General features: G+C 29.8%; 1 pseudogene. It reads right to left on the bottom strand.

The window, feature by feature from the left end:
• Positions 1-433 (bottom strand): annotated as a pseudogene (locus tag BKH40_RS08875) (methyl-accepting chemotaxis protein); the annotation flags it as partial.

The following is a 433-nucleotide window of genomic DNA, read 5'->3' as shown; positions in this document are numbered from 1 at the left end:
TCATTCATATTACTTCCTATCTTAGTTTCTAATACATCTAACATATTATTAAGTACATCTTTAAGTTCTAGTAATTGAGGATTAGCAGGGTTTTTAGTTATACGTATACTTAGATTACCTTCTTCTATAGTCTTAGCTACTTCTAGGGCTTGTGATACTGCTGAAGAGTCTTTGGAGAGAGAGTTTCTTGTTTTATCCATAGCTTCATTAATAACATTAGATATAACTCCTAGTTCATCTTTAGATTTAGAATCTAATTTATTTATATGTATGGCTTTTTCATGGTTTATAACAGCAAAGGCATCTATTAAAGTAGCTTGTATATTTCTTACTCTTTTTATAAAGGCTTTATCTATATAGAAGTAGAAGAATAAGACTATGATGATGATGGCTACTATGGCAGTTATGACTATGATCCAAATTAGGGTGGTTA

It is taken from the genome of Helicobacter sp. 11S02629-2, from assembly GCF_002272875.1.
In the GTDB taxonomy this organism is placed as follows: Bacteria; Campylobacterota; Campylobacteria; order Campylobacterales; family Helicobacteraceae; genus Helicobacter_I.
The sequence above is the reverse complement of the archived record's forward strand: the minus strand, read 5'-3'. Positions and strand labels throughout refer to the sequence as shown.